The 23,272-nt window shown below is 67.1% G+C and carries 17 protein-coding genes and 1 pseudogene; 13 read left to right on the top strand and 5 right to left on the bottom strand.

The features are described from left to right. Positions 1 to 38: 38 nt before the first annotated feature. The 3 genes from BLU54_RS06560 to BLU54_RS06550 all read left to right on the top strand — a co-directional run bounded on the left by BLU54_RS06560 (position 39) and on the right by BLU54_RS06550 (position 2,882). Positions 39 to 1,064: a sterol desaturase family protein gene (locus tag BLU54_RS06560; RefSeq protein ID WP_235837821.1), complete on the top strand. Its 1,026-nt coding sequence runs from the start codon at positions 39 to 41 to the stop codon at positions 1,062 to 1,064. Between the two features lie 153 nt (positions 1,065 to 1,217). Then, a complete protein-coding gene (locus tag BLU54_RS06555) occupies positions 1,218 to 2,084 on the top strand; it encodes an EI24 domain-containing protein (protein ID WP_091906666.1) in 867 nt (288 codons plus the stop codon). 9 nt (positions 2,085 to 2,093) lie between these two features. Beyond that, entirely contained in the window at positions 2,094 to 2,882 is a 789-nt protein-coding gene (locus tag BLU54_RS06550) for a competence/damage-inducible protein A (protein WP_091906238.1), read from the top strand. A gap of 233 nt (positions 2,883 to 3,115) precedes the next feature. On the opposite strand, the gene BLU54_RS06545 is transcribed toward BLU54_RS06550, so the two are convergent. After that, positions 3,116 to 3,580, bottom strand: a complete 465-nt coding sequence (locus BLU54_RS06545) for a rhodanese-like domain-containing protein (RefSeq protein ID WP_091906236.1) — start codon at positions 3,578 to 3,580, stop codon at positions 3,116 to 3,118. A gap of 449 nt (positions 3,581 to 4,029) precedes the next feature. Here BLU54_RS06545 and glnA point away from each other — a divergent pair, with 449 nt between their 5' ends. From glnA to ntrC, 3 genes are all read left to right on the top strand, one after another. Then, positions 4,030 to 5,445, top strand: a complete 1,416-nt coding sequence (gene glnA, locus BLU54_RS06540; protein ID WP_091906234.1) for a type I glutamate--ammonia ligase — start codon at positions 4,030 to 4,032, stop codon at positions 5,443 to 5,445. A gap of 184 nt (positions 5,446 to 5,629) precedes the next feature. Then, positions 5,630 to 6,766 (top strand): nitrogen regulation protein NR(II), encoded by a 1,137-nt coding sequence (gene glnL, locus BLU54_RS06535; RefSeq protein ID WP_091906232.1) that lies wholly within the window; start codon positions 5,630 to 5,632, stop codon positions 6,764 to 6,766. 67 nt (positions 6,767 to 6,833) lie between these two features. Next, entirely contained in the window at positions 6,834 to 8,426 is a 1,593-nt protein-coding gene (gene ntrC / locus BLU54_RS06530) for a nitrogen regulation protein NR(I) (protein WP_091906664.1), read from the top strand. A gap of 162 nt (positions 8,427 to 8,588) precedes the next feature. Here ntrC and xth read toward each other — a convergent pair whose 3' ends face one another. Together xth and BLU54_RS06520 are read right to left on the bottom strand one after the other, a co-directional pair. Further along, positions 8,589 to 9,383 (bottom strand): exodeoxyribonuclease III, encoded by a 795-nt coding sequence (xth, locus tag BLU54_RS06525; RefSeq protein WP_091906230.1) that lies wholly within the window; start codon positions 9,381 to 9,383, stop codon positions 8,589 to 8,591. Between the two features lie 255 nt (positions 9,384 to 9,638). Then, positions 9,639 to 10,520, bottom strand: coding sequence for an aldo/keto reductase family oxidoreductase (locus tag BLU54_RS06520; RefSeq protein ID WP_091906228.1), 882 nt, complete (start codon positions 10,518 to 10,520; stop codon positions 9,639 to 9,641). Positions 10,521 to 10,617: 97 nt separating this feature from the next. Between BLU54_RS06520 and BLU54_RS06515 the strand changes: the two genes are divergently transcribed. The 3 genes and pseudogenes from BLU54_RS06515 (at position 10,618) to BLU54_RS06505 (ending at position 15,553) form a co-directional block, all read left to right on the top strand. After that, positions 10,618 to 11,553, top strand: a complete 936-nt coding sequence (locus BLU54_RS06515; protein WP_091906227.1) for a LysR family transcriptional regulator — start codon at positions 10,618 to 10,620, stop codon at positions 11,551 to 11,553. A 446-nt stretch (positions 11,554 to 11,999) separates the two neighbouring features. After that, positions 12,000 to 14,144: pseudogene (locus BLU54_RS24435) on the top strand (VTT domain-containing protein); the annotation flags it as partial. A gap of 632 nt (positions 14,145 to 14,776) precedes the next feature. Next, the gene (locus tag BLU54_RS06505; protein ID WP_091906225.1) at positions 14,777 to 15,553 is read left to right on the top strand and encodes an endonuclease/exonuclease/phosphatase family protein; all 777 of its coding nucleotides are present in this window, start codon (positions 14,777 to 14,779) and stop codon (positions 15,551 to 15,553) included. 311 nt (positions 15,554 to 15,864) lie between these two features. Here BLU54_RS06505 and BLU54_RS06500 read toward each other — a convergent pair whose 3' ends face one another. Then, positions 15,865 to 16,104, bottom strand: a complete 240-nt coding sequence (locus BLU54_RS06500) for a DUF3072 domain-containing protein (protein ID WP_091906224.1) — start codon at positions 16,102 to 16,104, stop codon at positions 15,865 to 15,867. Between the two features lie 101 nt (positions 16,105 to 16,205). Next, entirely contained in the window at positions 16,206 to 16,991 is a 786-nt protein-coding gene (gene fabI, locus BLU54_RS06495) for an enoyl-ACP reductase FabI (protein WP_091906223.1), read from the bottom strand. A 270-nt stretch (positions 16,992 to 17,261) separates the two neighbouring features. On the opposite strand from fabI, the gene BLU54_RS06490 reads away from it, so the two are divergent. From BLU54_RS06490 to BLU54_RS06475, 4 genes are all read left to right on the top strand, one after another. Next, on the top strand, positions 17,262 to 19,193 hold the full coding sequence (locus BLU54_RS06490) for an extracellular solute-binding protein (RefSeq protein WP_407919398.1): 1,932 nt from the start codon (positions 17,262 to 17,264) through the stop codon (positions 19,191 to 19,193). A 91-nt stretch (positions 19,194 to 19,284) separates the two neighbouring features. Then, the gene (locus BLU54_RS06485) at positions 19,285 to 20,343 is read left to right on the top strand and encodes a microcin C ABC transporter permease YejB (protein WP_091906222.1); all 1,059 of its coding nucleotides are present in this window, start codon (positions 19,285 to 19,287) and stop codon (positions 20,341 to 20,343) included. Then, on the top strand, positions 20,340 to 21,479 hold the full coding sequence (locus BLU54_RS06480; protein ID WP_091906221.1) for an ABC transporter permease: 1,140 nt from the start codon (positions 20,340 to 20,342) through the stop codon (positions 21,477 to 21,479). The genes BLU54_RS06485 and BLU54_RS06480 overlap by 4 nt, the downstream gene beginning before the upstream one ends. Further along, on the top strand, positions 21,479 to 23,230 hold the full coding sequence (locus BLU54_RS06475; RefSeq protein ID WP_235837820.1) for an ABC transporter ATP-binding protein: 1,752 nt from the start codon (positions 21,479 to 21,481) through the stop codon (positions 23,228 to 23,230). The genes BLU54_RS06480 and BLU54_RS06475 overlap by 1 nt, the downstream gene beginning before the upstream one ends. Positions 23,231 to 23,272 lie beyond the last annotated feature (42 nt).

The following is a 23,272-nucleotide window of genomic DNA, read 5'->3' as shown; positions in this document are numbered from 1 at the left end:
TTGCAACGGCATCACGTTTGGTTTTGCGAGGAAGTGGCGTGCAAGATTTCGTTGCGGTGTTCAACAACCTGATCGGCGGTGCGCAGACCTGGCTCTTCGTCGACGTGCTCCAGCCGGTGCTGTTCCATTTCGGCTGGATGGGCTACGACGAGGAGCTGTACGACGGCCTGTATTGGGTCATCGTCGGCTTCGTGGCCATCGTCGGCATGTATGCGATCCTGCGGCCGCTCGAGGCATTGTGGCCGGCGGAGCGCTGGCAGAACCGCCGCGCGGTGCGGGTCGACGTGTTCTATACGTGGATCACGCGCCTGGGGCTGCTCAATCTGTTTTTCTTCTTCTGCCTGCAACCCGCATTCGATCGCCTGCACAACTGGATGACGATGCGCGGCATGCCGAGTTTCGACCTCGACGACATGTGGCCAGGCGTCACCTCGCACCCGCTGGTCGCCTTCCTGCTCTACCTGGTGGTGCTGGATTTCGCCGGCTATTGGCAGCATCGCTGGCAGCACCGCTTTGGTTGGTGGTGGGAACTGCATGCGGTGCACCACAGCCAGCAGCAGATGTCGCTGTGGTCAGACGATCGCAAGCATCTGCTCGAGTCGGTGATCGAGTCGTCGTTCTTCGCTGGCATCGCGCTGTTCATCGGCGTCGAGCCCAGCCAGTTCGTCGCGCTCACCGTGTTGAGCCAGGTCGTGCAGAGCGTGCAGCACGCCAATGTACGGATGCCGTTCGGCCCGGTGCTGGGTCGCCTGGTGGTCAGCCCGGCCTTCCATCGCCGGCATCATGCGGTCGGCTACGGTCATGAAGGCACCCGCTACGGCTGCAACTTCGGCGTGCTGTTCCCGTGGTGGGATATGCTGTTCCGCAGCGCATCGTGGAACGAGGCGCCCGAACCGACCGGCATCCGCGACCAGTTGCCGGGGCCGGACGGGCACGGGCGCGATTACGGCGAAAGCTTCATCGCGCAGCAATGGCTGGGCGCGCGGCGCTCCGCGCGCCGTGTCGCGGATGCCGTCGCCCGTTTGCCCGGGCTGAGGGCAGGGCGCTTGCCGCGTCACCGGTGAGCGGCGGCGCGACCAGACCGTCGCTGCAACCGTCGACCGAAGCGTCGACCCGCCGGCCCGGTCGATCGTGTTCACCGCGTCCGCGGCGCGCGCCGGGCCGGACACTGGGCACGCATGTTGCCGTTGTCGGGATTCCTGCCGAACAATGAACGCATGAAAGCGCTGATCGCCTCCCTGTACCGCGCGCTGCTGAGCGCGCTCCATCCCCGCATGCTGTGGCTGACGGTCTGGCCGTTCCTGCTGGCCTGCGCGCTGTGGGGCGGGTTGCTGATGAGCTATGGCGTCGACACCTTGCTGTCCGACCTGCGGCGCGGCCTGGCCGGCTGGTTGCCGGTGGTCGAACTCTCGAACCTGACGCAGTGGCTGGGACTGCCGTCGCCGGTTGCGCTGGTCGGCCCGATCTTCCTTGCCCTGCTGGTGGTGCCGTTGATCGCGCTGACGGCGCTGCTCTTTTGCGCGGCGGTTGCGATGCCGACCGTCCTCAAGCACCTGCAGCGCACGCGCTACGCGTCGCTCGTGCCGGCGCGGGGCGGCGGCTGGTTCGACAGCCTTGGCCATTCGCTGCTGGTCACGCTCGTGGCCCTGCTGATCTTCGTGGTGTCGGTGCCGCTGTGGTTCGTCACGCCCGTGTTCGCGGTCCTGTCGCCGCTGCTGTGGGGTTGGCTGACCTACCGCATGATGGCCTACGATGCACTCGCCGAGCACGCCACGCGGGTCGAACGCCGCGCGCTGATCCGCGCCCATCGCTGGCCGTTGCTCCTGATGGGCGTGGCGGTGGGCCTGGCCGGCACCTTTCCGCTTGCGATCTTCGGGCTCGGGACGGTGATCTACGTGCTGTTTCCGGTCTTCGCGCCGATCGCAATCTGGTTGTACGCTTTCATCTTCGTGTTCTCGGCACTGTGGTTTGCTCACTACTGCCTGCCAGCACTGGCGGCGATGCGCGCGCGCGCACTGCCTGCTGACGACGGGCACGGCGGCAGCGGCGGCAGCGGCACGGTTGCCCTGGATCATCTCGAATAGGAAGACATCATGGCGTTTGGCCTCATCGTCATCGGCGACGAAATTCTCTCCGGCCGTCGGCTCGACAAGCACGTGCCGAAGGTCATCGAACTGCTCGGTGCGCGCGGTCTGTCGCTGGCCTGGGCGGAGTACCTGGGCGACGAGCCGGAGCGGATCACCGCGACGCTCCAGCGCACCTTCGCCGGTCCCGACGTGGTGTTCGTGACGGGCGGCATCGGCGCCACGCCTGACGATCACACGCGTCAGTGCGCGGCTCGCGCGCTCGGCCTGCCGATCGAACTCCACCCAGAGGCGCGCGAACGGATCGGCGCGCGCATCCGCGCAATGGGCGGCCCGCAGGACCCGACGCTGCCGGAAAACGTGCATCGCCTGCGCATGGGCGAATTTCCGCAGGGTGCCGCGATCATCCCGAACAGCTACAACCAGATTCCCGGCTTTGCCCTGCACAATCACTATTTCGTGCCGGGTTTCCCGGTCATGGCCTGGCCGATGATCGAGTGGGTGCTGGACACCCACTATGCGGACCTGCATCACGCGAATCCGCATGTCGAACGTTCCATGCTGGTGTTCGGCCTGATGGAGGCGGCGATCACGCCGCTGATGGAGGAAATCGAGACGGCTCACCCGAGCGTGCGCGCGTTCAGCCTGCCAAGCGTGGGCGACGCGGAGCGCGGCGGCGTCTACGCGCGTCGCCACATCGACCTGGGGGTGAAAGGGGAGCCGAGCGCGGTACAGGCCGCCTACGCGCAACTGCACGCGGGCGTCGAAAAGCTTGGCGGCGAGATCGTCGAGATCTGAGCGCCGACGGTCTGGGCGCAAGGATCCGAGCGCCGAAATCAGTCCGGCCTGCACCGTGGTGACGCGGTCCGGCATCCGTGCCACGGAAGTGGCGTGCCCACGTTTGATGAGGGCCGCACGGTACCGGGCAACGTATCATGGCGCGTCGCGCATCCACAGCGGCCGGCGGACCTCAGAAGGGCGCTTGCGGGGTGCTTACAGTGTGTTTGACGGCGGCTTGCCGGCGCCGCCGTTCAGGCGCCGATCCACGGCAATTGATGGAAGCACCAGCCGCCGACCTGCTTGCGGTGCCCGGCGGCATCGCGGTCGCCCTCGAATCCCTCCAGGATGTCATAGACCTGCGTGAAGCCCGCCTCGGCGGCCGCCGAGGCGGCTGCCTTCGAGCGCGCGGCGCTGCGGCATAGCAGCAGCGCCGGCGCGTCCGCAGGGGCGGCGGCGCGCAGCTCGGCAAGAAATTCGGGATTGCGCACGCCGCCAGGGTAACGATTCCATTCGACCAGGGCGTACTGTTCTGGCGGCACGTCCGGCCGGCCGACCCAGTCGATTTCCGCACGCGTGCGGACATCGATCAGCTTCGCGCGAGGATTGGCCTGCAGTATTGCGTAGGCTTCCTGCGGCGTAACGGCACCCGCATAACTCAATCCCTGCTCGTCGCGGCGGCGCGCCGCACGCGCCAACGTTTCATCTTGCTGCGCCATGGTGTTTGCTCCGGGTGACTCGGCAACGGGCATTCTAGCGCTTCCGACCAGGGCCGCCATTGCGCGGCACGCGCGAGCGCGCCATCGAGCCCGCGCGTCGTGCGCGATGCTGGCGGAATGGGCGGCTACCTCGATTCGGCGCCTATGCCGCTGCGCAGTGCGTCGGGCCGGAAGCACCAAGATTGTGCGATCTTTTCGTCGTCGATAAAAAAGCACTTTTACGGTGCCAATAACGCCCCATAATGGGGCTTTAAGTTTTCGGATTCGAAGGCGGCGCTGCCTGGGGCGCCCCGCGGCACCAGGCGCGGCGGTGCTGAGGCGCTAAAAAGGTGCACTGGCATGCTCCCTGCTGACTTGAGCCGTCCGTTTCGAAAACCGGCAGAACACCCAGAACACCGTCTCGCGGCCCCTTAGCGGTGCCGCACCGCAGGCATTCCAGGAGAAAGGTAATGAGCAAAACCGTGGCCGACGTCATGCAGCTCGTCAAGGACGAGGACGTCAAGTTCGTTGACTTCCGCTTCACCGACACCAAGGGCAAGGAGCAGCACGTGTCGGTACCGAAGTCGGCATTCGACGAGGACAAGTTCGAAAGCGGCCACGCTTTCGACGGTTCGTCGATCGCCGGTTGGAAGGGCATCGAAGCGTCGGACATGCTGTTGATGCCGGACCCGAATACCGCCTTCATCGACCCGTTCTATGAAGAGCCGACGCTGGTGCTGAGCTGCGACGTGGTCGAGCCGTCGGACGGCAAGGGCTATGAGCGCGACCCGCGCTCGCTCGCGAAGCGCGCCGAGGCCTACCTGAAGAGCACGGGCCTGGGCGACACGGCGTACTTCGGCCCGGAACCCGAATTCTTCATCTTCGACTCGGTGAACTGGAACACCGACATGTCGGGCACGTTCGTCAAGATCAATTCGGAAGAAGCGCCCTGGTCGTCGTCGAAGGAATTCGACCACGGCAACTCGGGCCACCGTCCGAACGTCAAGGGCGGCTACTTTCCGGTGGCGCCGGTCGACACGTTCCAGGACATGCGTTCCGAAATGTGTCTGCTGCTCGAACAGATCGGCATCCCGGTCGAAGTGCATCACCACGAAGTGGCCGGTCAGGGCCAGAATGAAATCGGCACCAAGTTCTCGACGCTGGTCGAGCGTGCCGACTGGACGCAGATGACGAAGTACATCGTGCACAACGTTGCGCACACCTACGGCAAGACGGCGACCTTCATGCCGAAGCCGATCGTTGGCGACAACGGCTCGGGCATGCACGTGCACCAGTCGATCTGGAAGGACGGCCAGAACCTGTTCGCCGGCAACGGCTACGCGGGCCTGTCGGAGTTCGCGCTGTTCTACATCGGCGGCATCATCAAGCATGCCCGCGCGTTGAACGCGATCACGAACCCGTCGACCAACTCGTACAAGCGTCTGGTTCCCCACTTCGAAGCGCCGGTCAAGCTCGCCTACTCGGCGCGCAACCGCTCGGCATCGATCCGCATTCCGCACGTGTCGAACCCGAAGGGCCGCCGTATCGAAACGCGCTTCCCGGATCCGATGGCCAACCCGTATCTGGCGTTCTCGGCGCTGATGATGGCGGGCCTTGACGGCGTGCAGAACAAGATCCATCCGGGCGACGCCGCGGACAAGAATCTGTACGACCTGCCGCCGGAAGAGGACAAGAAGATCCCGACCGTCTGCGCAAGCCTGGACGAAGCCCTCGAGGCGCTGGACAAGGATCGCGAGTTCCTGACCCGCGGCGGGGTGTTCACCGACTCGATGATCGATGCCTACATCGAACTGAAGATGGCCGAAGTCACGCGTTTGCGCATGACGACCCATCCGGTCGAGTTCGAGTTGTACTACTCGCTGTAAGGCGGGTGGCGGCGCCAGCCCGCTGCCCGGCGCGGTGGCTGCCTTGTCGGCCGCCGCGCCAGGGCTGGCGGGGGCGCCTACAGGCATGCGGGCGCGGGCGTGACCAGGTGCGCCCGAAGGGGCGGACTCCGCCCCTTTTTCATTGCCGGAACGAAGGCGGCTCATGCCGCGCGAAGATTGATCGATGGTGTTGAAGAACCTGATCCGAATCCGCCGCAGTGCGGCTCGCGCCGAGGCCGAGCATCCCGCGCTGGCCGCGGCCGGCCTGCTGCCCGGACTGGAGGCGCTGCCGAATGCGATCCTCGTGCTCGCTCGCGAGCGGCTGGCGATCGCGTTTGCGAACCCGGCCGCCGAGGCGATGCTCGGCATGTCGCTGCGTCAGCTATGCCAGCTCGGCTGGACCGATCTGTTCCCGAACGCCGACGCGCCAGCGGGCGCGATCGCCGCATTGCGCGAGGAAGCCTCCGGCACCACGCAGCTCGACGCGGTGTTGGAACTGCCGCAACGCGAGCCGCTGCGCGTCCACGCGATCATCGGCTCGCTCGACGCGGCGCCCGGCTATGTGCTGCTGGAGTTGGTCGAGAACGAGCAGAAGCTGCGCACCGATCGCGAGGAACGCATCCTCGACCTGAGCGCGGTCAACAAGCAGTTGATCCGCAACCTGGCCCACGAGATCAAGAATCCGCTGGGCGGCATCCGTGGCGCCGCGCAACTGCTCGAGCTGGAGCTGGGCGCCAACGGCGGGCTGCGCGAATACACGCAGGTCATCATCAAGGAGTCGGATCGGCTGCAGACGCTGGTCGACCGCCTGCTCGAACCGCACCGCCATCCACACATCGCGCGCGACCTCAACATCCACGAGGTGTGCGAGCGGGTGCGGGCGGTGATGCTGGCCGAGTTCCCGCGCGGCCTGACGATCCACCGCGACTTCGACGTCTCGGTGCCGGACCTGCGCGGCGACATGGAACAGCTGATCCAGGCCGTGCTCAACATCGCGCGCAACGCGGCGCAGGCGCTTCGACAGCCGATCGCCGAAGGCACCGCCTGCATCGAGTTCCGCACGCGGGTCGCGCGCCGCGTGACGATCGCGAAACGGCCCTGCAAGCTGGCGCTCGACCTGCGCATCATCGACAACGGCCCAGGCATTCCGGAAGAGATCCGAGACCGAATCTTCTTCCCGCTGGTGTCGGGCCGCGAGGACGGCAGCGGCCTCGGCCTGACGCTCGCGCAGAACTTCGTGCAGCAGCACGAGGGCATGATCGAGTGCGAGAGTCGGCCCGGCCACACCGAATTCCGCATCCTGCTGCCGCTGCAATGTTGAATTCCAATCGCGGTGTCTCGTTGGTACAGGGATGCCGCCGCGTTTCCATCCAGCCGATAAGCCTGCCATGAAGCCGATCTGGATTGTTGACGACGATCAGTCGATCCGCTGGGTGCTCGAAAAAGCCCTGGCGCGCGACAATTTCGCGACCAAGAGTTTTTCCAACGTGCGCGACGCGCTCGCCGCGCTGGAGCACGAGCGGCCACAGGTGCTGGTCTCCGACATTCGCATGCCGGGCGGCTCGGGCCTCGATTTGCTGCAGGCGGTGCGCGACCGCTATCCGGGCCTGCCGGTGATCATCATCACCGCGTTTTCCGACCTGGACAGTGCGGTGTCCGCGTTCCAGGGCGGCGCGTTCGAATATCTCGCCAAACCGTTCGATATCGATCGCGCCGTCGAGCTGATCCGGCGCGCCGTCGACGAAAGCCTGCGCACCGCGCCGGCGCTCGACGAGCGGATGAACGAAGCCACCGAAATGCTCGGGCAGGCCAGTGCGATGCAGGACATGTTCCGTGCGATCGGCAGGCTGTCCAATTCCAGTGCGACCGTGCTGATCACCGGCGAGTCCGGCACCGGCAAGGAACTCGTCGCGCGTGCGCTGCATCGCCACAGCCCGCGCGCGAACGGTCCGTTCATCGCGCTCAATACCGCCGCGATCCCGAAGGATCTGCTGGAGTCCGAACTGTTCGGCCATGAACGCGGCGCGTTCACCGGCGCCCAGGCGATGCGGCAGGGGCGTTTCGAGCAGGCGGAGAACGGCACGCTGTTCCTCGACGAAATCGGCGACATGCCGTTCGACCTGCAAACGCGGCTGTTGCGGGTGCTGTCGGACGGCCAGTTCTACCGCGTCGGCGGCCACAATCCGCTGCGCGCGAACGTGCGCGTCATCGCCGCGACGCACCAGAACCTGGAGACGCGCGTCGGGCAGGGCCTGTTCCGCGAAGACCTGTATCACCGTCTCAATGTGATTCGCCTGCGCCTGCCGGCACTGCGGGAACGCAACGAGGACATCCCGCTGCTGGCGCGCCATTTCCTGCAGAAAAGCGCGCGCGATCTGGGCGTCGAGCCGAAGCGGATCACCGACGACACGCTTGCGTATCTGTCGTCGCTGCCATTCCCCGGCAATGTGCGACAACTCGAAAACCTGTGCAACTGGCTCACCGTGATGGCGCCGGCGCAGACGGTCGAGATCAAGGATCTGCCGACGGACCTGCTCGGCCAGCAGCCGGTCCAGGTAGCGGCCGCGCGCGACAATGGTGCAAGCGCCGGCGAAACGGTGGGCGACAGCGGGGCGCTGCGGGATCTGCGGGACGCACGGGCGGCACAGGAGGGGACGGCGGGCATGGGGCCGGGCGCGGACACCACCGAAGCTGGCCCGGTTGGTGGCCCGGTTGGTGGCCCGGTTGGTGGCCCGGTTGGTGGCCCGGTCGGTGGCGGATTGCTGGCGGGCGGCTGGGAAAGCACGTTGCGGCGAGAGGTCGGGCGCCTGCTGCGCGGCAGCACGCCGGACGTGATGGACGAGGTGACGCGCCGCTTCGAGGCGGCGGTGATCCGGGAAGCGCTCGAATTCACCCGCGGACGCAAGGTGGAGGCGGCCGAGCGCCTGGGCATCGGCCGCAACACGATCACGCGCAAGATCCAGGAACTCGGGCTGGAATAAAGACTGGAAATCGGGCTGAAATACGGGCTGAAATACGGGCTGGAGCGAGAGCCGGGAGCGGGCCGGGGAGAACGCCGCGACAACGCCAAAGAAGGCGTCTTTCCCAGAGGATGGCGCGGCGCCTGGCTTGGCGCGCGGCCCGGCGAAACGCAGGCGGCCCGGTCAGCGCGCGACGCGAGCGAGGTCGATCTCGGCGACGACGGGCGTGTGATCGGAGGGCTGCTCCCGCTTGCGCGGTTCGCGGTCGATGTGTGCGCCGGTGCAGGCCGCGCGCAACGACTCGCTCAACAGGATGTGGTCGATGCGCAGGCCCGCATTGCGCCGGAAGGCGAACATCCGGTAGTCCCACCAGCTGAAGGCCTTCTCTTCCTGCTCGAACAGACGGAACGCGTCGCTCAGGCCCAGCGCGAGCAAGCGGCGGAACGCGTCGCGCTCTTCGTCCGACACCAGGTTCTGGCCGATCCATTTCGCGGGATCGTGCACGTCGCGGTCTTCGGGCGCGATGTTGAAGTCGCCGAGCAGCGCGAGCCGCGGATGCGTTGCGAGTTCGCCGGCCAGCCAGGCCTGCAGTGCGTCGAGCCAGCGCAGCTTGTACGCAAACTTCTCGGTGCCGGGCGCCTGGCCGTTCGGGAAATACGCGGAGATGACGCGCACGCCTTCGATCGTGACGGCGATCAAACGCTGCTGCGGATCCTCGAAACCCGCCATATTGCGCACTACCGTCGCTTCATCGATCGTCAGGCCGTTGCGCACGAGAATCGCGACGCCGTTGTAGGTCTTCTGCCCGGCGAAAAAGCTTTGGTAGCCGGCCTCGTGCAGGGCGGCGATCGGAAACGCGTCGTCGCTCATCTTCAATTCCTGCAGGCACAGCGCATCGATCGGATTGGCGGCCAGCCAGTCGAGCACGTGCGGCAAGCGCACCTTCAGCGAGTTGACGTTCCAGGTGGCGAGTCGCATAGAGTTCCGGAGTGGCGAGAAAGTCGTGAGGGTCCAGATCGGGCCGGTGCACGGCACGCGCCGGGCGGCGCGGTGGACGCGATCGCGAACATTCTAGTCTACGGTGCGCATGCGGCGAGAACAGCGGTGCCGGACGTGCAGCCACGCTGGACCGCATCGCCCGGATCACGCGGTGCCGCGCCTCGCTGTCGGCGGCACGCGTGGTGCCGCCGCCGCGAGCCGCGCGATGACGCGCGATGACGCGCGATGACGCGCTCAGTCTTGCGCCGCCTGCGCGCCGATCCGGTCCAGCGCCGCGAGTGCGTCGTCAGGCAGCCTGAGCGAAGCGGCTGCGAGGTTTTCGCGTAGGTGCGCGACCGACGACGTGCCCGGGATCAGCAGAATATTGGGCGAGCGCTGCAGCAGCCAGGCGAGCGCGACCTGCATCGGCGTGGCGTCCAGCTGTTTCGCGACCTCGGACAACGTGCTCGACTGCAAGGGATTGAAGCCGCCCAATGGAAAGAACGGCACATAGGCGATGCGCTCTGCCGCGAGCGCATCGATCAACGCATCGTCGGCACGGTGCGCGACGTTGTACTGGTTCTGCACGCAGACGATCGGGCAGATGGCGCGACCTTCCGCCACCTGGCGCGCGGTCACGTTGCTCAGCCCGATATGGCGCACCTTGCCCTGGTGCTGGAGTTCGGCCAGCGCGGCGAGCGGTGCTTCGATCGAGCCTTCGGCCGGCCCGTGCACGTCGAACATGATTCTGAGATTGACCACGTCCAGCACGTCGAGGCCCAGGTTGCGCAGGTTGTCGTGCACGGCCTCCGCCAGCTCGGCCGGCGCGAACGCCGGCAGCCAGGATCCGTCCGGACCGCGGCGCGCGCCGATCTTGGTGACGATGGTCAACGTCTCCGGATAGGGCGAAAGCGCTTCGCGGATCAGCGCATTGGTGATGTGCGGGCCGTAGAAGTCGCTGGTATCGATGTGATCGACACCGGCTTCGACTGCCGCGCGCAGCACCGCCAGCGCCGCTTCACGGTCCCTCGGCGGTCCGAACACGCCCGGGCCGGCGAGTTGCATCGCGCCGTAGCCGAGGCGCTTGACGGTACGGTCACCGAGCGTATAGCCGGCGGATGCTGCGACGTTCGACATGGATCGGTTCTCCCTGGGTTGAAGCCTCTACGATAGACGTCCGGCGATCCGGCGATAATCCCGTACAGTCCGCACGGCTCGTACGCCATTCCGAACAATGAAAATCGAACTGAACGATCTGCATGCCTTCGTGACCGTCGCGCGTGCTGGCGGGTTTCGCGATGGCGCCCGTCTGAGCGGCGGCAGCGCCTCCGGGCTCAGCGACGCCGTACGCCGGCTCGAAAGCCAACTGGGGGTGCGCCTGCTCAACCGCACGACGCGCAGCGTGGTGCCAACGGAGGCAGGCCGCGGCTTGCTCGATCGGCTCGGACCCGCGCTCGGCGAGGTCGACGCGGCACTCGATGCCGTCAACGGATTCCGAGACCGGCCGGCGGGCAGCTTGCGGCTGAACGTGCCGCTCAGCGCGGCACGACTGGTGCTGCCGGCGATCGTGCCGGGCTTTCTGGCCGCGTATCCCGAGATCCGGCTCGAAGTCGTCGTCGAAGAAAGTTTCGTCGACGTGCTCGCCGCCGGCTGCGATGCCGGCATTCGTTACGACGAGCGGCTGGAGCAGGACATGATCGCGGTGCCGATCGGGCCGCGCGTGCAACGATTCGCGGCCGCCGCGTCGCCGGACTACCTGAACAGACGCGGCCGTCCGCGCGAACCGCGCGATCTGATCGGCCACGCCTGTATGCGCGGACGCTTCCCCAGCGGCGCGATGCCGGCCTGGTCGTTCGAGCGGGACGGCGAATCCGTCGAGATCGATGCGTCCGGCCCGCTGATCGTGCACCTGGGCGGTGCGGTCGATCTGGCCATCGATGCCGCGCTCGCCGGCGCTGGCGTCGTCTACGTGTTCGAGGATTGGCTCCGCCCTCACTTGCAGAGCGGCGCCTTGGAAGCCGTGCTGGAAGCGTGGTGGCCGCGCTTCTCCGGCCCGTTTCTCTACTACCCCGGGCGGCGCCTGGTGCCCGCGCCGTTGCGCGCGTTCGTCGATTACGTTCGTGCAGCGGGACAGACCGGCGCCGCGAGCGGGGCGCACGACGGTACTTGAGTGCGGCAGTCGAGGCGAAGCGTCGTACGACGCATAAACGGGCATGGCGAATGTCGTCGCGAAGCACGGCGCCACGAAGCGTGCCGCGCGACGCGCCGAGGACGGGTCGCGCGGCACGCTTTCCACGCGTATTTGTCGTGCATTAGTCGCGCATTTGGCGCGCATTTGTCTACCAAGGCCTGTTTTTAAGACGCCGCTCATCGCCTTGCGAAGGGCCAGCGGGCATGATGCCCGGATCCCGGCTTGGGAGGCCTCGCATGCTCATCGATATCGCACTCGGTTGGTTCACGCTCAACGTCGTCGTCGTTGTACTGGCCATCCGCCGTGCGAGACGCAATCGTTTGCCGGAAGACTAGCCGGCGCCGTGCATTGGAACAGGATGTGCTTAGTGGGGACGCATACCGGAGCTCCGGTTCGCCACCCGAAAGATCAAGCCGCCTGCGCCGATGCCGTCCACTGTTTCTTCCCCCACGCCACCCCGTTCGTCCTTGTTTGAACCGGGGCGCAATTGCTGGCGGGTGGAAAAGGCGGGCCGCTTCCGCACGCTGGTCGACGGTGCGGAGTACTTCACGGCGCTGCGGCAGGCCATTGTCAGCGCGCAGCGCAGCGTGTTCATCCTGGGATGGGACATCGACAGCCGCATGCGCCTGGTGCCGGGCGGCGCGGACGACGGCTTTCCCGAACCGCTGGCCGAATTCCTGCATGCCATCGTCGCGGCGCGCCGCCATCTTCGTGTCTACGTGCTCAGTTGGGACTTTGCGATGCTGTACGCGTTCGAGCGCGAATGGCTGCCGGTCTTCAAGATGGGTTGGCGGGCGCATCGGCGTTTCGTGTTTCGGCAGGACGGCCGGCATCCGTTGGGCGGCTCGCACCATCAGAAGATGGTGGTGGTCGACGACGCGCTGGCCTTCGTCGGCGGCCTGGACCTGACGCGCTCGCGCTGGGACGATGCGGCGCATGCGGCCGACAATCCATTGCGCAAGGACGCGGATGGCAAGCCTTACGCGCCGTTCCACGATGTTCAGGTGATGTTCGACGGGCCGGCCGCGGCGGCGATCGGCGATCTGGCGCGCGAGCGCTGGGTGCGCGCGATCGGCAAGCGGGTGGCGCAGCGCAGCCGCCACGACGACCGCGCGCTGGATCCGTGGCCTGTCGCGTTCGAGCCCGACGTCACCGACGTGGAGCTGGCCATCTGCCGCACCGAGCCGGAATATGCCGGGCGGCCCGCGGTGCAGGAAATCCGCCAGATGTATCTCGACGGTATCCGCCGCGCGCGCGAGCATGTCTATTGCGAGAACCAATACTTCACTTCCGGCATCGTCGCCGAAGCCCTGGTCGAGAAGCTCGACGACCCGCAGGGCCCGGAAATCGTGATCCTGTCTCGGTTCTCCGAGGGGGGATGGCTGCAGGAAGCGACGATGGGAACGCTGCGCGCGCGCCTGCACCGACGCCTGCGCGCGGTCGACACCGACAGCCGCTACCGCTTGTATTGTCCGCACGTGCCCGAACTCGGCGACGCCTGCGTCAACGTTCACAGCAAGCTGATGATCGCGGACGACTCGCTGTACTTCGTCGGCTCGGCCAATCTGAACAACCGCTCGATGGTGCTCGATACCGAGTGCAACGTCGCGCTCGACGGCAGCACCGATCCGCGCGTGGCGGCCGCGATCGGCGCGACGCGCGACCGCCTGTTGGCCGAACACCTTGGGGTCGAGCCCGCCACGGTGGCGGCGACGCTGGCGCAAACACACAGCCTGGTGGCGACCATCGAGGCGCTGCGCGGCCAGCCGCGCACGATGGTGCCGCACGATCCAACCGTGACGCCCGATGTCGATGCGCTGGTGCCCGACGAGGCGATCATCGATCCGGAGCAGCCGGTGGCGCCTGAGGCGCTGATCACGCAGTTCGTGCCCGAAGAGAAGCATAAGCCGTTGACCAGCCGTTTTGCTGGCTTGGGATTGTTGGCCCTGATCGCGGCCATGGGCGCACTGCTGTGGCGCTTCACGCCGCTCAGCGAGTACTTGAGCATCGCGAAAATGGTGACGCTGGCGCAGCACGTCGCCGACATGCCATTCAGTCCCGTCGTGATCGTGGTCGTCTACGTGCTGGCCGGCCTGGTGTCGATGCCGGTCACGCTGTTGATCGTCGCCACCGGCATGGCGTTCGGCGCGCTCGAGGGCGCCAGTTACGCGATCGGCGGCACGCTGGCCAGCGCGCTGGTGACCTATCTTGCCGGACGGTGGTTGGGGCGCGACACGGTGCGGCGGCTGGCCGGGAGCCGCATCAATGACTTATCGGACAGGGTTGCCGACCGTGGGCTGGTGGCGATGGTCGTGCTGCGCTTGCTGCCGGTTGCGCCGTTCACGCTGGTCAACGTGATCGCGGGTGCTTCGCAGATCCGTCTGCGCGACTATCTGCTCGGCACCGTCATCGGCATGGTGCCCGGCATCGTCGCGACGGTGGCGTTCGCGCAGCAACTGGTCAACGTGATCCGGCATCCGACACCGGCCGCCTTTGCCTTGCTGCTGGCGATCGCCGCCCTGTTGATCGGCCTGTCGGTCGCGTTGCAGCGGGTCTTCAAGCGGCGCGAGCGCCGGCACGCGCTTGCACAGGAAGCGCAGGACGGCAAGGGCGGGACGCTTCAGGCGCATGGTGGCGAGACGGCGGATGCGGCGGACCAGCGTGCCGCGGCGGCGACATCCCGCCGCAACAGCGATTCAGGCTGGCTACCCGCGTCGTCGTCCACGGCGGTGCCGGCACGGGCGCACGGCGATGAGGCCACGGCACATGGACGGCGGGTGCCCGACGCATCCCAGGATGCGCTGCGCCGCGCGAGCGAAGGCGACGAGGCACGCGGCACGATCAAGGCGCGGGTCGGCGGGACCTTGAGCCCGGCGGCGACGGCGCCGACGGAGGACCACGCGGCATCGCCACTGGCCCAGGGGCAGAGCGACCAGCGGGTCGACGAGCGCGCCTCGCACACCGGGCAACCGGCCCGCGAGCCAGGCCAGCGTGCGCATCCGGCCGGCGGCGCTGCGTCGAGCCGCGCGTCCCGCCCGAATGCATCTGGCACCGCTGGCACCGCTGGCACCGCTGGCACGTCCGGCACGTCCGCTACGTCCACTACGCCCGCTACCGCAGGGCGTCGGGCCGGCGAGGCGAGCGCACCGGACGCGCGCTCGTCGACCGCCGGGCAGCGCGCGGGCAACGCAGGTGAGCGCCGATGATCGAGCTGGACGAGACGATAGACTCCCAGGCAGTGCTGCCGGGCGATGCCGACGACCGCGCGCTCCGCCGCAGCGAGGCAAGACGGCCGTGGCCGTTGAAGATCGTGACGTACAACATTCACGGCGCGGTCGGCCGCGACCGGCAACTGGCGCCGGCGCGGATCGCCGCGGTACTGGAAGAGATCGATGCCGACGTCGTGGCGTTGCAGGAAGTGCCGCTGGGCGGCAGCGACGCGCCGAATGTATTGGCCTATCTCGCCGAGGCGACCGGCTTTCACTCGGTGGCGGGCGTGACCATGTCGAGTCCGCAACGTCTGTACGGCAATGCGGTACTGAGTCGTCACCCGATCGTTGCTTCGCGCGCCATCGATCTGTCGTTCGGCACGCGCGAGCCGCGCGGCGCGCTCGATGCGGACATCGACTGCGACGGACACCTGTTGCGCGTGGTGGCGACCCATCTGGGCCTGAGCGCAGCGGAACGGCGCCGACAGGTCGAGCAACTGCTCGAAAGCTTCGAGACGCCGGCCATGCCGGTCGTGCTGGTCGGCGACCTGAACGAATGGTTCCTGTGGGGACGCGCGCTGCGCCGCCTGGTCGCGCACTTCAAACGCGTGCCGGCGCCGCTGACCTTTCCGTCACGTTTGCCGGTGTTCGCGCTCGATCGCGTTTGGGTCAGCCCCGCGAAACGACTGGTGCGGGTTTCGGTACACAAGACGCGCGCGGCCCGGATAGCGTCGGACCATTTGCCGTTGGTCGCGCAGATCGATGCCTGACGGTCTGCGCGGGCGGCGGCGCGGCAGGCGAGTGGTCCCGGACGGCGTCCGACACAGCGCGGGCGCGGCGCGGATGCAGCAGTCCAGGAGCATGCCGCTGCGATTGATCTGGTCCGACGGCGTGTCAAGCGAAAGGGTAGCGAAAGGTTAGCGCAGCCAATCACTGCGACAGCGCGCCGAGTCTGACGAGCACTTGCGCCACGATGCGTGCGCGCCGCGGTCGACACGATTCCCCAGGGGGCGTGCGAGCAGTGCGGTGGGGAAGAAGCGACGCAGAGAGGCGGGGCAAACCGCCCCGCCTGCAACAGAGCTTACTTGCCGCGCCCGGTCTTTTCCTGCAGTGCATCGATGCGGCGCGAGGCTTCGGCCTTCGACAAGTTTGCGTCGAATTCCTCCTTGGCCTCCTCGCTCAACGTCTTGAGGTACGACGCTTGCGCGCCCGTCATCGGCTCATCGCCCGTGATCCAGTCCGACGGATCTTTCTCGGTATTCGACGGCGGCGCGTCCTTCGCGTTGCTGGGCTGTTTCGGGTTTTGCTTGGCTTCGGTCATGGCGTCTCCTGCGCGTGCTGGTCCAACCTATACACAGCAAGCGCCATTCCCGGATCTTGGCACGGCGCCGCAACACCGTATCCGCCATCGCCGGCGCTTCCTCAGCCTTCGCCCATGCCGCCGACGATTGCGTTGAAGCCGCTGTCGACGTGGGTGATCTCCGCCGAAATGCCCGCAGCCAGATCCGACAGCAGGAAGGCGGCGACATTGCCGACTTGCTCGATCGTCACGTTGCGATGCAGGGGCGCGGCTTGCTCGACCGCGTCGAGGATTTTCGAGAAGCCCTTGATGCCGCTTGCCGCGAGCGTCTTGATCGGGCCGGCCGAAATACCGTTCACGCGCACGCCCTGGGCGCCCAGCGACACGGCCAGATAACGCACGCTCGCTTCAAGCGATGCCTTCGCCAGACCCATCGTGTTGTAGTTCGGGATCGCGCGTTCGCTGCCGAGGTAGGTCAGCGTGAGCAGCGATGCGTCCGGCGACAGCATCGGGCGCGCGGCCTTGGCAAGCGCGGCGAAACTGTAGGCGGAGATATCGTGCGCGACGCGGAAGTTCTCGCGGGTCATGCCTTCCAGGAAGTCGCCGGCAATCGCTTCGCGCGGCGCGAAGCCGATCGAATGGACCAGGCCGTCGAGCTTGGGCCAGACCTTGTTCAGTTCGGCGAACAGGCCGTCGATCTGTGCATCCTCGGTCACGTCGCAGGGCAGCACGATGTCGCTGCCGAACTCGCGCGCCATCTCGACGACGCGATCCTTGAAGCGGTCGCCGACGTAGGTGAAGGCCAGTTCCGCCCCTTCGCGGTGCGCGGCCTGCGCGATGCCGTAGGCGATCGAGCGGTTCGACAGCAATCCGGTCAAGAGGATGCGTTTTCCGGCGAGGAAGCCCATAGATTCTCCGTTGCGTATGTTCGCGTTGTTTGTGTGGCCAGCCGGCCCTGGCGGGAGCGGCGATGGCTGCGATTCTCTCACATTGCGTTGCGCCGTCGCGACTTGGCGGGACGGAACGGCCGGCTTATCGCATATCATTGTGAGATGGCGACGGGCGCTGCCGCGTGCCGACGCCCGTTCGTCGTGCCACGCCGCGCTTGACGCGGCCGCGCCTTCCCGATCCGACCCAGCCACCATGCATTCGTCCGCCTGCCACGCCCGCACCGAACCATGCCTTGTCGCACAGACCGGCCAGGTGCTTGCGCGCGTCGGGCGCGCCCGGTGTTGAGCAGGCGCGGGCGGTCCGCGCCGGTACGCGTCCGGGCCGTGCTCGCAAAGGGCGCCGTGCTTGCCGGCATGGCGGCAGCCATGCTGTGCATGCCGGCGGCGTCGTTCGCCGCGCACGCGATCGCGCAGTATGGCGAGCCGAAGTATCTCGCCGACTTCGCGCACTTCGATTACGTCAATCCGGACGCGCCGAAGCGAGGCATGTTGGTCCTTGCCAATCCGAACCGGCTGACGAGCTTCGACAAGTTCAATCCATTCACATTGCGTGGCAATGCCGCGCCTGGCATCGGCATGCTGTTCGACAGCCTGCTGGTGCAGAGCAGCGACGAACTGGCCAGCGCATACGGCCTGCTGGCCGACGATGTCAGCGTGGCACCCGACCGGCGCTCGGCGACCTTTCATCTGAACCCGGCGGCGCGCTTTTCGAATGGCGACCGTGTCACCGCGAACGACATCAAGTATTCGTTCGACACCCTGATCGAAAAGGGCGCGCCAAGCTATCGCTTCCAATACGCGCAGGTCGCTCGAGTGGTCGTCATCGACCCCGCCACCGTCCGCTTCGAGTTCAAGACGGCCGACCGCGAATTGCCGCTGCTGGTCGGCGGCTTGCCGGTCTTTTCGCCAAAGTGGGGCGTGCGCGCCGACGGCACACGCGTCGCCTTCGACGCGCTCGGTTTCGAGATGCCGATCGGCAGCGGTCCCTATCGCGTCGAGTCGCACGACGGCGGTGCCACCATCACATACCGGCTCGACCCGAACTATTGGGCCAGGAACCTGCCGACGCGGCGCGGCATGTTCAACTTCGCGCGGATCCGCTACAAACTCTACGGCGACGACATCGCGCGGCTGGAGGCGTTCAAGGCCGGCGAGTACGACGCCACGGTGGAGTATCGCGCGAAGAGCTGGGCGCGCGGCTACACCGGCCCGCGCTTCGAGAGCGGGCAGTTGGTCAAGCGCAGCTTCGCGAATCAGAACGGCGCGGGCATGCAGGGCTTCTTCATGAATGTCCGGCGACCACTGTTCCAGGATGTGCGCGTGCGGCAGGCGCTTGGCCTCGCGCTCGACTTCGAATGGCTGAACCGCCAACTGTTCTACGACCAGTACACCCGCATCGACAGCTATTTCGCGAACAGCCCGATGGCCGCGAAGGGCATGCCGGACGCGGCGGAACGTGCGTTGCTCGAGCCGCTGAAGGGGCAACTCGATCCGGCCGTTTTCGGTCCGATGGTCACGCAACCCAGCACCACGCCCCCCGGCTCGCTGCGCGCCAATCTGCGCGCCGCGCGCGCGCTGCTCGCCGCCGCGGGCTGGCAGTATCGGAATGGCGCGCTGCGCGACGCGGCCGGCCACCCGTTCGAATTCGAGATACTCGACGACACCGGCGGCGCGCTCGGGCAGGCGGCGGCGGGCTACGTACGCAATCTCGAAAAGCTCGGCATCCAGGCGCGCTTCCGCACCATCGACTACGCGCTGTACCGCAAGCGGCTCGATGCGTTCGAATTCGACATGACCACGCTGCGCGTGCCGGACGCCACGCTGCCGGGCAACGAGCTGACCGACCGTTTCGGCTCCGGCGCGGCCCGTACGCCCGGTTCCGACAATATGATCGGGCTGGCTTCGCCGGTGGTGGACGCGCTGATCGGCAAGGTGCTGGCAGCCGACGATCTCGATCAGTTGACCACGGCGGTCCATGCGCTCGATCGCGTGCTGATGCATGGCTTTTATGTGATCCCGCACTGGCTGGCCACGACGCACCGCATGGCGTATCGCAGCACGTTACGATATCCCGCGCGGCTGCCGCTTTATTACGACGCCCAGGGCTGGCTGGTGCAGACCTGGTGGGACGCCGCGCCGGTGCGCGGCACCGCCCGATGAGACGAGGCGCCGGCGCGCGCCCGGTGGCATCGGACCTTGCCCGGGTCCGGCTCGACGCATTTCTTGCCCGGCGTGTCCAACCCAATCTTCCATGTTCCCGTACATCCTGAAACGCGTGCTGTTGATGGTGCCGACCCTGCTCGGCATCCTGACGCTCACCTTCATCGTGATCCAGTTCGTGCCGGGCGGGCCGGTCGAACAACTCGTCTACGAGATGCGGCACGCGGGTGGCGGCGGCGAGGTGGCGGTAAGCGGGCCAGCCGCTTACGCCGCCACGCATGGCGTCGATCCACAGCAACTGCAGCAGTTGCGTGCGCTGTACGGTTTCGACAAGCCGCCGCTCGAGCGCTATCTCGCGATGCTCGGCCGTTTCGCGCGCTTCGACCTGGGCGAGAGCTACTACCAACACCGCAGCGTGGCCGGTCTGATCGTGTCGAAGCTGCCGGTCTCGATCAGCATCGGCGTGTGGACCTTTCTGCTGAGTTATTTGATCTCGGTGCCGCTCGGTATCGCGAAAGCGGTGCGCAACGGCTCTCGCTTCGATCTGGTGACGAGTCTCGTCGTGCTGGTCGGCTATGCGATACCGGGCTTCGTGCTCGGCGTGCTGTTGCTGGTCCTGTTCGGCGGCGGCTCCTTCTGGCAGGTGTTCCCATTGCGCGGCCTGCTCTCGGACGACTGGCACAGCCTGTCGTGGCCGGCGCGCATCGGCGATTACTTCTGGCACCTTGCGTTGCCGGTGACCGCGTCGGTGATCGGCGAATTCGCGGTGCTGACCATGCTGACGAAGAACGCCTTCCTCGACGAGATCCGCAAGCAGTACGTGCTGACCGCGCGCGCCAAGGGACTCTCCGGGCGCCAGGTGTTGTGGCGGCACGTGTTCCGCAATGCGGCGCTGCCGCTGGTGACCGGCTTTCCGGCCGCCTTCGTCGGCGCGTTCTTCGCCGGCAGCCTGCTCATCGAGACGCTGTTCTCGCTCGATGGCCTGGGCTTGCTGTCGTACCAGGCGGTCACGCGGCGCGACTATCCGGTGGTGCTCGGCACGCTGTATCTGTTCACGCTGATTGGCCTGATCACCAAGCTGCTCGCCGACGTCGCCTATGTGATGGTCGATCCCCGCATCCGCTTCGACGCTGCGGCGCGTAATCGATGAACAGCCAGCAACCGCCTCTCGTGCCGCCGCCCGCCGTGCCGCCCGCCAACGCCGACGCCGCGCCTACCGCCGCGCTTACCACCACGTCTATCGCCGCAACCCTCAGCCCCGGCCGGCAGGTGTGGCGACGCTTTCGTCATCACCGGCTGGGCTACGTCAGCCTGCTGGTATTCATCGCGATGTGCGTCGCCAGCTTCACCGCAGAACTCTGGTGCAACGACCGCCCATTGCTGGTGCGCTACCACGGGGCATGGTACGCGCCAGTGCTGCACGACTATCCCGAAACCACCTTCGGCGGCGACTTTCCGACGCCGGCCGACTATCTCGACCCATTCGTGCGCGACCGCATCGAACGCGACGGCAACCTCGCGATCTATCCGCTGATCCACTACGGCCCGAACACGCTGAACTATTTCGCGAAACGTCCGAATCCGGCGCCGCCATCCGACGAGAACTGGCTTGGCACCGACGACCGGGGACGCGACGTTGTCGCGCGTCTGGTCTACGGATTCCGCGTGTCGGTGCTGTTCGCGCTGGCGCTGACCGCGATCGGGACCGTGTTGGGCGTCGCCGCCGGCGCGCTGCAGGGCTATTTCGGCGGGCGTTTCGACTTGTTCACCCAGCGCGTGATCGAGATCTGGGGCGCGCTGCCCGAGCTGTATCTGTTGATCATCTTCGCGTCGATCTTCTCGCCGAGCCTGCTGCTGCTGATCGTCCTGTTGTCGGCGTTCGGATGGATCGGCATGTCCGACTATGTGCGCGCGGAATTCCTGCGTAATCGCAACCAGGACTATGTGCGGGCGGCGCGCGCGCTGGGCCTGTCGCATGCGCAGATCGTGTGGCGGCACCTGTTGCCGAACTGTCTGACGCCGGTGGTAACGTTCCTGCCGTTCCGGATGAGCGGTGCGATTCTCGCGCTGACCAGCCTCGACTTCCTCGGGCTCGGCGTGCCGGCGTGGGTACCCAGCCTCGGCGAGCTGCTCGCGCAAGGCAAGGCGAACCTCGATGCCTGGTGGATATCGGCCGCCTGCTTCGCGGTACTGGTGGTGACGCTGCTGTTGCTGACGTTCATGGGCGACGCATTGCGGCAAGCACTCGACACGCGCGCGACGCGGGCCGCGCAGGGCATCGCATGATGAGCGATACGACGGGTACTATGGGGACCACGGGTACGACGGTCGCCGGATCGGCTCCGGCGCGCGGCTCGGCTCGCGAGCCGCGCAGTGGCGTGGCCAGCGCGCCGCTGCTGTCGCTACGCGGTCTGAGCGTGCGCTTCGAGGGCGCGCCGGCGCCGGCACTGGCCGGGCTCGATCTGGATGTCGAAGAAGGCGAGCGGCACGCGCTGGTCGGCGAGTCGGGCTCGGGCAAGAGCGTGACGGCGCTGGCCGTGCTGCGACTGCTCGACGGCGCGCAACTGGACGGCACGGTCGCCTTTGCCGGCCAGTCGCTGCTGACCTTGCCCGAGCGCGCGATGCGGGGCTTGCGCGGCGCCGACATCGCGATGATCTTCCAGGAGCCGATGAGCGCGCTGAACCCGTTGCAGGCGGTGGGGCGGCAGATTGCGGAGTCGGTGCGGCTGCACGATGCGGCCACGCCGGCGCAGGCCGCGCAACGGGCGCTGGATCTGCTCGCGCGCACCGGCATCGTCGATCCGGCGCGGCGCTATCACAGCCTGCCGCACCAGCTCTCGGGCGGCGAACGCCAGCGGGTGATGATCGCGATGGCGCTGGCCTGCCGCCCGCGCCTGCTGATTGCCGATGAGCCAACCACCGCGCTCGACATGACGATCCGCAATCAGATCGTCGATCTGCTGCGCGCGCTGCAGGAGGAGGGCACCGATGGCCGGCGGCTCGCGGTGCTGCTGATCACTCACGATCTACATCTGGTGCGGCGCTTTGCCGATCGTGTGTCCGTGATCGAGCGTGGTCGCATCGTCGAGACCGGATCGGTGCCGACGGTGTTCGGCTCGCCGCAGCACCCATACACGCGCCGGCTGCTGGACGCGCGGCCACGTCGCGGAACGCTGCCGCCGCCGCAGGCCGAGGCGCCGCTGCTCGAAGCCACGGGCATCGGCGTACGTTACCGGGTGACGGCCGCCCGCACGGCCGCTGGCTGGCGCGCGCTGCTGCCGGGCAGCGGCATGCGCGATTTCGATGCGCTTGCCGATGTCGACCTGCTGGTGCGGCCGGGCGAGACGGTCGGCGTGGTTGGCGAATCGGGTTCGGGCAAATCGACGCTGGGCATGGCGTTGCTGGGCCTGGTGCCGCTGCACGCCGGTACCGTGCGCTTTGCGGGAAAGCCACTGGGCGACTATCGCGGTGCGGACGCACGGCGTCTGCGCGCACAGCTGCAGGTGGTGTTTCAAGATCCGTACGGCACGCTTTCGCCGCGCATGACCGTCGAGAGCATCGTCTCCGAGGGACTGCGTCTGCACTGCCCGCAGCTCGACGCCGTCGCGCGCCGCGCCAAGGTGCTGTCGGTGCTACAGGAAGTCGGACTGGAGGCGGACGCGCTGGCGCGCTATCCGCACGCGTTCTCTGGCGGGCAGCGGCAACGCATTGCAATCGCGCGGGCGCTCGTGCTCGACCCGAGCCTGCTGATTCTTGACGAGCCGACCAGCGCCCTCGACGTGTCGGTGCAGAAACAGGTGCTGGAACTCTTGCTCGACCTGCAGCGCCGCCGCCAACTGGCCTATCTGTTCATCACGCACGACCTCGACGTGGTGCGCGCCGTCTCGCATCGCCTGCTGGTGATGCGCGGCGGCCGGGTGGTCGAACAAGGCGAGACCGAGGAAATCTTCCGGGCACCCCGGAGCAGTTATACTCGCGCTCTGTTGTCGTCCGTAGGCGCCGCGATCGACGTGGTTGCCGACAACCCCGCGTATTAAATCGGTAAAGAACGAGATCAGGCGCGTAAAAGATCGGAAAAA

It is taken from the genome of Chitinasiproducens palmae, from assembly GCF_900095735.1.
Taxonomy (GTDB): Bacteria; Pseudomonadota; Gammaproteobacteria; order Burkholderiales; family Burkholderiaceae; genus Chitinasiproducens; species Chitinasiproducens palmae.
Note: the sequence above shows the minus strand (reverse complement) of the source record. Positions and strands in the feature narration are given on the sequence as shown.

Bases quoted from the DNA above. Each gene is read 5' to 3' on its own strand.
- BLU54_RS06555 (WP_091906666.1), top strand. From the start codon at position 1,218: ATGAAAGCGCTGATCGCCTCCCTGTACCGCGCGCTGCTGAGCGCGCTC.
- BLU54_RS06505 (WP_091906225.1), top strand. From the start codon at position 14,777: ATGATCGAGCTGGACGAGACGATAGACTCCCAGGCAGTGCTGCCGGGC.
- BLU54_RS06520 (WP_091906228.1), bottom strand. From the start codon at position 10,520: ATGTCGAACGTCGCAGCATCCGCCGGCTATACGCTCGGTGACCGTACC.
- BLU54_RS06475 (WP_235837820.1), top strand. From the start codon at position 21,479: ATGAGCGATACGACGGGTACTATGGGGACCACGGGTACGACGGTCGCC.
- BLU54_RS06500 (WP_091906224.1), bottom strand. From the start codon at position 16,104: ATGACCGAAGCCAAGCAAAACCCGAAACAGCCCAGCAACGCGAAGGAC.
- BLU54_RS06515 (WP_091906227.1), top strand. From the start codon at position 10,618: ATGAAAATCGAACTGAACGATCTGCATGCCTTCGTGACCGTCGCGCGT.
- xth (WP_091906230.1), bottom strand. From the start codon at position 9,383: ATGCGACTCGCCACCTGGAACGTCAACTCGCTGAAGGTGCGCTTGCCG.
- BLU54_RS06480 (WP_091906221.1), top strand. From the start codon at position 20,340: ATGAACAGCCAGCAACCGCCTCTCGTGCCGCCGCCCGCCGTGCCGCCC.
- BLU54_RS06550 (WP_091906238.1), top strand. From the start codon at position 2,094: ATGGCGTTTGGCCTCATCGTCATCGGCGACGAAATTCTCTCCGGCCGT.
- glnL (WP_091906232.1), top strand. From the start codon at position 5,630: ATGGTGTTGAAGAACCTGATCCGAATCCGCCGCAGTGCGGCTCGCGCC.
- fabI (WP_091906223.1), bottom strand. From the start codon at position 16,991: ATGGGCTTCCTCGCCGGAAAACGCATCCTCTTGACCGGATTGCTGTCG.
- BLU54_RS06485 (WP_091906222.1), top strand. From the start codon at position 19,285: ATGTTCCCGTACATCCTGAAACGCGTGCTGTTGATGGTGCCGACCCTG.
- glnA (WP_091906234.1), top strand. From the start codon at position 4,030: ATGAGCAAAACCGTGGCCGACGTCATGCAGCTCGTCAAGGACGAGGAC.
- ntrC (WP_091906664.1), top strand. From the start codon at position 6,834: ATGAAGCCGATCTGGATTGTTGACGACGATCAGTCGATCCGCTGGGTG.
- BLU54_RS06545 (WP_091906236.1), bottom strand. From the start codon at position 3,580: ATGGCGCAGCAAGATGAAACGTTGGCGCGTGCGGCGCGCCGCCGCGAC.
- BLU54_RS06490 (WP_407919398.1), top strand. From the start codon at position 17,262: ATGCCTTGTCGCACAGACCGGCCAGGTGCTTGCGCGCGTCGGGCGCGC.